We start from the raw sequence: 9,062 nt of genomic DNA on the forward strand, positions 1-9,062 counted from the left end.
TTTCAGCCTCCGAGCGCTGCGAGGTATTCGCTGTAGAAGAGTGCCAATCCGATAGCCGACGCAATAGCTGCCAACAACCAGAATCTGATGATCACCGTGGTTTCAGCCCACCCGGCGAGTTCGAAGTGGTGATGGAACGGCGCCATTCGGAAGACCCGCCGTCGGCTGGACCGGAACACCGCTACCTGGATCACCACCGACGCGGCCTCCGCGACGAACAGTGCACCGATGACCACCATCAACAGTTCCGTGCTGGTGGTGATCGACAATCCGGCGAGCATGCCGCCGAGGGCAAGAGAACCGGTGTCGCCCATGAAGATCTTGGCGGGTGCGGCATTCCACCAGAGGAAACCGATGCACGCGCCGGCGCCGGCCGCGCAGAGCACCGCGAGATCGAGCGGGTCTCGGACGTCGTAGCAACCCTTACCGGGATTCGTCTCGCACGAGTAGCGGAACTGCCAGAACGTGATGATGACGTAGGCGCCGAGAACGAAACTCATCGCTCCGGCGGCCAATCCGTCGAGGCCGTCGGTCAGGTTGACGGCATTGGACCAGGCGCTGACCAGTAGGTAGCAGAAGGCGATGAAGACCACGGAACCGAGTGAGACGGTGGCGATGTCGCGGACGTACGACAGATGAACACTGCCCGGAGTCAGCCCGTCGTCACCGCGGAACTGAAGGGCCAGGATTCCGAAGGCAATGGCAGCGACGAACTGGCCGACCAGCTTCGCTGTCTTGTTCAGTCCCAGATTGCGCTGCTTGCGGATCTTGATGAAGTCGTCGAGGAAACCGACTCCACCGAGCGCGGTGGTCAGACCGAGAACGAGTAGGCCGGACGCCGATGGCCCCTCCGCGTTGTCCATGCCGAGACCGATGAGGTGTGAGCCGAGATAGCCGGCCCAGATTCCGGTCAGGATCGCGACGCCGCCCATTGTCGGCGTGCCGCGCTTGGCCTGGTGACTGGCTGGACCTTCGGTTCGGATCTCCTGCCCGAAACCTTGTTTCGAGAACGCCTTGATCAGAATCGGCGTGAGCATGATGGAGACCGCCAGCGCGATGCCTGCGGCGAGAAGAATCTGGATCACTGCGAATCCCCGCCGTTCTCGCCATCGGTGTTCGCGTCACCGGTGTTGTCGCTGGGCGTTGCGGCCAGAATCGCTTCGGCGACCGTCCACAGTTCAACCGACTTGGACGCCTTCACCAGGACGAGATCGCCCGGTTCGAGTTCCGCTTCGAGAATGGCGATTGCCGCAGCTGCGTCGGGCACGACGACGGACTCGTCACCCCACGACCCCTCCATCACTGCTCCTTGATGCATCGCACGCGAGGTGCGGCCCGTCCCGACGACGATCAACTTGCTGACATCGAGTCTGACGGCCAGGCGACCGATCGCGTCGTGCTCGACAACTGATTCCGGTCCGAGCTCACCCATCTCTCCGAGCACAGCCCAGCTACGGCGACCGAAGTGCCGATCCGATCGCGCCATGGACACCAACGCTTTGAGCGCAGCGCGCATGGAATCGGGATTGGCGTTGTAACTGTCGTTGACGACGGTGACGCCGTCGGCGCGCTCGGTGACTTCCATCCGCCTCGCGGACGCTGCCTTCGTGCCCTCGAGGACACGTGCGATGTCTGTAACCGCGAGGCCGTTCTCGAGTGCGACGGCCGCCGCGGCCAGGGCGTTGCTCACGTGGTGTTCGCCGTGAACGGCCAGGCGAATACGTGCAGAACCCTGTGAACAGTTCAGTGTGAAGGAAGCCCTGGCCTGGTCGTCGACAACCACGTCGGTCGCCCGAACGTCGCAGTCTTCCGACTGGCCGACGAATACGATCCGGGCCTTGGTTCGACTCGCCATTGCGGCGACCATGCGGTCGTCGGCGTTGAGGACCGCAACTCCACCGTCGGCTGCCGACGGGAGTGCTTCCACCAGTTCACCTTTGGCGACCGCGATCGCTTCACGCGAACCGAACTCACCGAGATGGGCAGTGCCCACATTGAGAACTACGCCGATCTTCGGCGGCGCGATCTTCGTCAGTTCGCCGACATGACCGACCCCACGGGCCGACATCTCGAGAACGAGGAAGCGGGTCTTCTCGTCGGCGCGGAGCACTGTCCACGGCAGACCCAATTCGTTGTTGAACGACCCGGGGGGCGCAACCACCTCGCCGCACTCGCGCAGCAGCGCTGCTATCAGATCCTTGGTCGAGGTCTTGCCGGCAGAACCAGTGACACCGACCAGCGTCAGTCCACCATCGGCCGGTGTGCCATCAGTTGCCAGTTCGTCGACGACTGCTCGGGCCAGAAGGCCGAGGGCATGCAGGACCGCGGCTCCGGACCCGTCGGTGTCGTGTTCGAGCAGCATCACTGCACTGGGACCGTCGTTCGGCACCGATGGAACGACGATTGCCGGAACTCCGACCGGCCGCGCCGCGAGCACCGCCACAGCGCCCGCTGCCACCGCCGCTTCCGCGTGATCATGACCGTCGACACGCGCTCCGGGTAGGGCGAGGAAGAGCCCACCTGGAGCTACTTTGCGCGAATCGAATTCGACGGTTCCAGTCACCTGCGTCGACGAATCGTCGACGTCGTGCAGGGTTCCTCCGACGATCTCGGCGATCCGAGAGAGCGTCATCGGGATCATTGCTTGCCTCCATGTGCTGTGTTGATCGCGAATCGGCCGATCATTTCGCCCAACACCTCGCGGTCGTCGAACAGGTGTTTGACCCCGTCGATTTCTTGACCTACTTCGTGGCCTTTGCCTGCCACCAGGACGACATCTCCTGGCTGTGCCCACCGGACTGCTTGCTCGATCGCGGCGGCCCGGTCCCCCACTTCGCGAACCTCGCCGCGTTCGGATTCGGGCACGTCCATGGCGCCTTGCATCACCGAAGCGCGAATCTTCGCCGGATCCTCGGTGCGTGGGTTGTCGTCGGTGACGATCAGCAGGTCTGCGCCTCGCGCACCCGCTTCACCCATGAGTGCCCGTTTGCCGGCGTCGCGGTCACCGCCCGCACCGACCACCACGGCCACTCGGCCGGGAACCTGGTCGCGCAGCGTGGCGATCACGGCTTCGAGCGCTGCCGGCTTGTGGGCGTAGTCGACCACGGCGAGAAAGCTCTGCCCCCGGTCGATCCGCTGAACTCGCCCCGGGACGTCCACGGTCCCGAGCGCTCGAACAGCCGCGTCCGGGTCGAGTCCCGCAGCAAAACTGACGGTCAACGCCAGCGCAGCGTTGGCCACGTTGTATCGCCCGGGGAGACGAAGTGAGACTGGCCACGACTGTCCGTCCGGCCCGACCAACTCGAAGGTCTGCGAGCCGTCCTCGGCAACCTCGACTGCGCCGACCGTCCACTCGGCCTCGGCCGTCGAGGTCGAGACCGTGGTCACCGCGTCGCTCTCGTCGGTCGCGGCCAACTCGGCCATCCGTCGACCCCACACGTCGTCGACGCAGACGACGGCATGCTCGGCTCGCACCGTCGACTCAGGATCGAACAACCGAGCCTTGGCCTGGAAGTACTCCTCGAAGTCCCGATGGAAATCCAGGTGGTCCTGCGAAAGATTGGTGAACGCGCCGATGTCGAAGCGGATGCCGTCGACGCGTCCGAGAGCAAGAGCGTGACTGGAGACCTCCATGACGACGGTATCGATCCCCTGCTCTGCCATCACGGCGAACAGAGCATGCAGTTGCGGAGCTTCCGGCGTGGTCAGAGCGCTGGGCACCCGGCGGCCGTCGATTCGAGTCTCGATGGTCCCGACCAGGCCGGGCTTGCGGCCGGCTCCGGCAATCGCAGCTTCGAGCAAGTACGACGTCGTGGTCTTGCCCGATGTACCGGTAATGCCGACGACCTGCATCTTCTCCGAGGGCCGGCCGTAGATTTCCGCGGAGATCTCACCGAGCACATCCCGCGGATTCGGATGAACGAGAACTGGGACGGACCGGTCAGGCGCCTTGTCCGCGGCCTCGATCAGTTCGAGGCCGGCCTCGTCGGTCAAGATCGCGGTCGCACCGCGCCCCAGAGCGTCGACGGCGAACTGAGCGCCATGGGTCCGTGCACCGGGCAGAGCGGCGAAGAGGTCATCGGTCACGATTCCCTGCGCACGCAGGTCGACCCCCTTGACGACGACCTCCGAGGACTGTGATCCCGGTTGCCCCACCCATTCGAGGCGAGCCCCGGACAGTTCGGAGAGCGCCGTGATCGCGGTAGCAACCGGTTGTGTCGGACGCGTCCCGGGAGCGCCGTCCGAGTTCGACGATTGCAAACGATTCGGCACTGTCACTCGACTCCTGGCAATTGTCGTTGTTCTATCGCGGTCGTTGTCTATGGCGGTCGTTGTCTATGGCGGTCGCAACGCAAGCAAAGTTCGGCGCACTGCGATGAATGAGGTTACTGCGACGTTTGAGATTACCGTGTCCGGGATTCACCCGAAGACCGTGTCGAAACCGACACACCGCAATCAGTCCGCCTGCAACACCAACTTGCGACCGGGGTCCGGCGACATCGGGACACTGTCACGCTGGAGCATCCACGACGCGATGTTGTGGAACAACGGTGCCGCCGACTGACCGCCGCCGCCGTCCACGCCGCGAACCGGTGCGTCGAGCATGATTCCGATCACGAATCGAGGATTGTCCGCAGGCGCGATTCCCGCGAAGGTGATCCAGTAGTTGGAGTTGGAGTAGCACTTGCACGCGGGATCCACCTGCTGCGCGGTCCCGGTCTTTCCACTGACCTGGTATCCCTCGACGCCCGCGGCAACACCGGTTCCTCGTTGGTTGCCGGTGTCTTCCTGAGTGACCGACCGGAACATGTCCCGAACAGTCGCCGCTGTCTGGGCGCTGACCACCTCGACGCCCTCGGGCTGCGGCGTCTCGGTCCGCGTGCCGGAAGAGTCGACAGTCGACTTCACGATCCGCGGAGGAATTCGCACGCCGTCGTTGGCAATGGCCTGGTACATCCCGGTCATCTGCAGGGTTGTCATCGAGAGACCCTGCCCGATCGGCAGGTTCGCGAAGGTTCCGCCGGACCACTGGTCGCGACTCGGAACGCTGCCCGCGCTCTCGCCGGGAAGTCCGACGTCGGTGCGTTGTCCGAGGCCGAACCTGTTCAGCATGTCTGCGTAGCGATCCTCGCCCACTCGCTGAGCGAGCATCAAGGTGCCGACGTTCGAGGACTTTCCGAACACACCGGTAGAGGTGTACGGGGCCACACCGTGATCCCACGCGTCCTTGACTGTGGCACCGGACATCGTGATGCTGCCCGGGACCTGCAGAACTTCGTCCGGAGTTGTCTTACCGTCCTCGATGGCCGCTGCTGCGGTGACGATCTTGTTCACCGATCCGGGCTCGAACGGCGTACTGACCGACGGATTGCCCATTTCGGCTGTCGGCGCGTTCTTGTCAATGCCGATTGCGGGGTTGAAGGTGCTGTCGTTGGACATGGCCAACACCTGTCCCGTCTTGGAGTCCATGACCACAACCGAAGCGTTCTTTGCGCCCGACTTGTCCTTGGCGATCTGGACCTGCTGCTGAACGTAGAACTGGAGGTCCGAATCGATGGTCAGCTCGACACCCGAACCGTTGACTGCCGGTTGCTTGTCACGCCAGCTACCGGGGATCACAGCGCCGTCGGAACCGCGGTCGTACGTTTCGGATCCATCGGTTCCGGCGAGCGTGGAGTCCATCGAATCTTCGAGACCGAGCAAACCGTGCCCGTCCCAGCCGGTCGCGCCGACGAGATTCGCGGCCAGAGAGCCACCGGGGTACTCGCGGATGTCCTGACGCTCGAGGCCGACCTCCCGGAACTTGTCCGAGATCTCGGCAGCAACCGCCGGATCCACACTGCGCGCGAGGTACGTGAAAGTCTCGTTGCTGTTCATCTTCTGAAGCAGATCTTTTTCCGGAACGGTATCGCCGAGCTTGGCGTGGATTCCGGCGGCGATCTCGGCGAGGCGATCGCTCACTTCCGGCGCCTGCTTGTCACCCTCGGCTCCCTGCTCGATGCTCTTGGCGCGCGCTTCCTCGAGTTCCTTGCGTACCCGCACCGGCTGGAAAGTCAGCGCCTTGGCTTCCATGGTGAAGGCGAGGGGGTTTCCGTTGCGATCGGTTATCGAGCCACGTACAGCCGGATCGACCTGGGTCGTGGTTCGTTGATTGGCAGATTCCGCAGCCAGACTCGGCGCGTCGATTCCCTGAATCCACAAGAGCTGCAATGCCGCAACGGCGAGCGCACCACACATGGTGATACGACCGACTCGCTGACGAAACGGAAATGAGGCGGTGGCCGAGCGGCGCGGACGCCGACCGGGGTTGTTACGGGAGTTCTGACTCACCGACGTTCCTCAGGCGGAGCAGGCACCGCCGTCGTGGTGGCGGGTGCTGTCGTCGTGGGGATCACAGGAACCAATTGTTCACTCTGCGCGAGGTTTCGCGTGTTATTCGGAACGCTCGGCGTGGCTCCGGGAGCAACCGGCGTTGTGGTGCGCGGGGGTGTCGCAGTCGGTGCGGGCACCGATGTGGGCGCATCGAGCGGCGGCATAGCTCCGGCAGTCGCGGGAGTCGGCGTTCCGACGACCTCGACCGAACCGTCCGGATGAACTACCAGTCGTGCTGGGTCCTTGGCGGGGACCATGCCGAGAGCGCTTGCCTGATTTGCCAACTCCGGAGCCGAGTTACGCGACTGGAAGTCACGTTCGAGCGCTGCTTTCTGCTCGACCAAAGACTGGTTGTATGCACGTGCATCACTGAGTTGGTACGAATCCTCGGCAGCGCGAGTGGTCAGCAGCAGAGTCACCGCGAGACCGATGGACAGAAGTCCGATGACGGAGGCCACGAACGGCACTCTCCCCTTGAGCATCGCCCGAGGAGAGATAGACGGGCCGGCAGCAGCGACAGTTCCGGTCCGGCCTGCCGCCCGTGCGGTGCGCTTGTCGTATGCACGTTGCGCTGCACCGGATTTGCCCTGACGACTCATGCCCGCCTCCTGGAAATGCGTTCTGCGGCACGCAAACGCACCGGAGCTGATCGTGGGTTCTCTTCGATTTCCTGCTCTGACGCACGTTCTGCGCCACGGGTGAGAATGCGGAACTCCGGTCCCATACCCGGCAACTCGACCGGTAGTCCTTCAGGACTGGTGGACTTCGAGCGGGGAACCAACTCCGCCTTCACAACTCGATCCTCGAGCGACTGGTAGGACATGAACACCACTCGCCCACCGACTGCCAGTGCGTCGAGCCCGGCAGGAACGGCTGCACGAAGCGAATCCAACTCGGCATTGACTTCGATCCGCAGCGCTTGGAAGGTGCGCTTGGCCGGGTGTCCCCCCGTACGCCGCGTGGCTGCCGGGATTGTTCGGTACAGCAATTCGACCAGAGCTGCACTGGTGGTGAAGGGTTCACGCTCACGCTGCCGAAGGATCTCGGACGCAATCTTTCCCGCGAACCGTTCTTCGCCGTACGTGCTCAGAATGCGAGCAAGGTCGCCGTGACTGTAAGTGTTCAGGACCTCTGCCGCGGTCAGCCCGACCGTCTGATCCATCCGCATGTCGAGAGGAGCGTCGATCGAGTACGCAAAACCTCGGTCGGCTTCGTCCAACTGCATCGACGACACACCCAGATCGAAAAGGATCGCGTGAACCGACTCCGTCGACGGCAGACCTGCCTGTTCGAGCGCGTCCTCGATCCCGTCATACGTGGTGTGCACGAACGTCGTTCGGTCCGCGAATGGCGCCAGACGCTCGGAAGCGATCCGGAGTGCGTTGGTGTCGCGATCGAGACCGATGAGGTGAAGGCCCGGGTACTTGCCCAGGAAGAATTCGGAGTGGCCACCGAGCCCCAACGTCGCATCGATCATGTATGCGCCCGCTCCACCGTCACCGACGGCGGTGATGGCAGGGCCGAGAAGATCGTCGGCGCGGTGCAGAAGTACAGGGACGTGCGCGAAGCCATCGGCATCCGAGGGTTCGTTCACCTCGTGATCCACCATGATTGCTCCGGCTCCTACTTTCATGATTTCCGATGACTTTTCGAAAAGGTGCTGACTTTCCGAGAAGGCGATGACTGTTCGAGAAGGCGAATGCTTCGAGGTCCCTGCCCGAAGGAGAACCTGGCGCTGGGGAAGTGCGTCAGGGTCTTTCCGGGCAGAGGCCTCGCGGCATTCGCCGGGGGCTCTTCGCCTAGACGATCTCGCTGAGAGATTCGCCTGTTGCCTGCGAATAGTCCTCTTCGTTGTCTCCGAGATACCTCTCCCAGGCTGCTAGATCCCAGATCTCGAGGTAATCGACGGAGCCGGTCACTACGCATTCCTTGGACAGGTTTGCGTAACGCCGATGATCAGCCGAGAGGGTGATTCGCCCCTGGGCATCGGCGTGCTGTTCATCTGTGCCGGCGGCCAGAGCACGGACATACGCCCGAGCTGCCGGATCATTGCGTGGAGCTGCCGCTGCCTTTCGAGCAAGCTTGACGAACTCGTCCCGGGGGTAGATGGCGAGGCTGTGATCCTGACTCTTGGTGATCATCAATCCTCCTGCCAGTTCGTCTCGGAACTTTGCCGGCAACGTGAGCCGACCTTTGTCGTCGAGCTTCGGCGTGAAGGTACCGAGGAACACTCGACACCTCCTGCGAGCTTGCGCTGAAACCCTCCCTATCGAGCGGATCGTGCTTCAGCTCTCCGCCCGAACCCACAGTACCCCACTTTCCCCCACAAACAAGGAGCACATGGTCCCTATTCAGCATCATTTGCTGATAAATAGCAGGTCAGCGCAGGTGGGGAGACGTGGGGGAAATTTGTAACCGTGTCCCGGCCCACACCGCCGTCAGATCGACCCTTTACGCCACGATCTGTTGCTCCCCCACACAAAATCGCAGTACAAGCGCGGTTTTCGAATAGACGTGAGCGGGACGAGGTCTGGTCGTGCGTTGCAGTTCGACCAGGGTGGAGGAAAGTGGAGGGCCGAGTGGAGCGAAGTGGAGGAAGCCCGCGGGCATGCCCTGAGGCAGCAGGAGTGGCGAGTGATTCGCTCGCACGTCACTGATTCACTCGATGGATTGCCGGCGCACACGTACAA

The 9,062-nt window shown here is 63.2% G+C and carries 7 protein-coding genes; all 7 read right to left on the reverse strand.

What is annotated here, in order from left to right:
- Window positions 1–2: 2 nt before the first annotated feature.
- Entirely contained in the window at window positions 3–1,085 is a 1,083-nt protein-coding gene (gene mraY / locus ACN50D_RS22445) for a phospho-N-acetylmuramoyl-pentapeptide-transferase (RefSeq protein WP_003941699.1), read from the reverse strand.
- A complete protein-coding gene (locus tag ACN50D_RS22450; RefSeq protein WP_075833430.1) occupies window positions 1,082–2,641 on the reverse strand; it encodes a UDP-N-acetylmuramoyl-tripeptide--D-alanyl-D-alanine ligase in 1,560 nt (519 codons plus the stop codon). Before ACN50D_RS22450 ends, mraY begins: the two co-directional genes overlap by 4 nt.
- Window positions 2,638–4,272 carry a UDP-N-acetylmuramoyl-L-alanyl-D-glutamate--2,6-diaminopimelate ligase gene (locus ACN50D_RS22455; RefSeq protein WP_054827538.1) on the reverse strand — a complete coding sequence of 545 codons (1,635 nt, stop codon included), beginning with the start codon at window positions 4,270–4,272 and terminating at the stop codon, window positions 2,638–2,640. The genes ACN50D_RS22450 and ACN50D_RS22455 overlap by 4 nt, the downstream gene beginning before the upstream one ends.
- Window positions 4,273–4,455: 183 nt before the next feature.
- Window positions 4,456–6,330: a peptidoglycan D,D-transpeptidase FtsI family protein gene (locus tag ACN50D_RS22460; protein ID WP_003941764.1), complete on the reverse strand. Its 1,875-nt coding sequence runs from the start codon at window positions 6,328–6,330 to the stop codon at window positions 4,456–4,458.
- The gene (locus ACN50D_RS22465) at window positions 6,327–6,971 is read right to left on the reverse strand and encodes a hypothetical protein (RefSeq protein WP_003941715.1); all 645 of its coding nucleotides are present in this window, start codon (window positions 6,969–6,971) and stop codon (window positions 6,327–6,329) included. Before ACN50D_RS22465 ends, ACN50D_RS22460 begins: the two co-directional genes overlap by 4 nt.
- Window positions 6,968–7,981: a 16S rRNA (cytosine(1402)-N(4))-methyltransferase RsmH gene (gene rsmH / locus ACN50D_RS22470; protein ID WP_007730079.1), complete on the reverse strand. Its 1,014-nt coding sequence runs from the start codon at window positions 7,979–7,981 to the stop codon at window positions 6,968–6,970. Before rsmH ends, ACN50D_RS22465 begins: the two co-directional genes overlap by 4 nt.
- Window positions 7,982–8,171: 190 nt before the next feature.
- Entirely contained in the window at window positions 8,172–8,603 is a 432-nt protein-coding gene (gene mraZ / locus ACN50D_RS22475; RefSeq protein ID WP_003941779.1) for a division/cell wall cluster transcriptional repressor MraZ, read from the reverse strand.
- Window positions 8,604–9,062 lie beyond the last annotated feature (459 nt).

The sequence above is a fragment of the Rhodococcus sp. SB1D genome (genome assembly GCF_048573875.1).
Taxonomy (GTDB): Bacteria; Actinomycetota; Actinomycetes; order Mycobacteriales; family Mycobacteriaceae; genus Rhodococcus_F; species Rhodococcus_F qingshengii.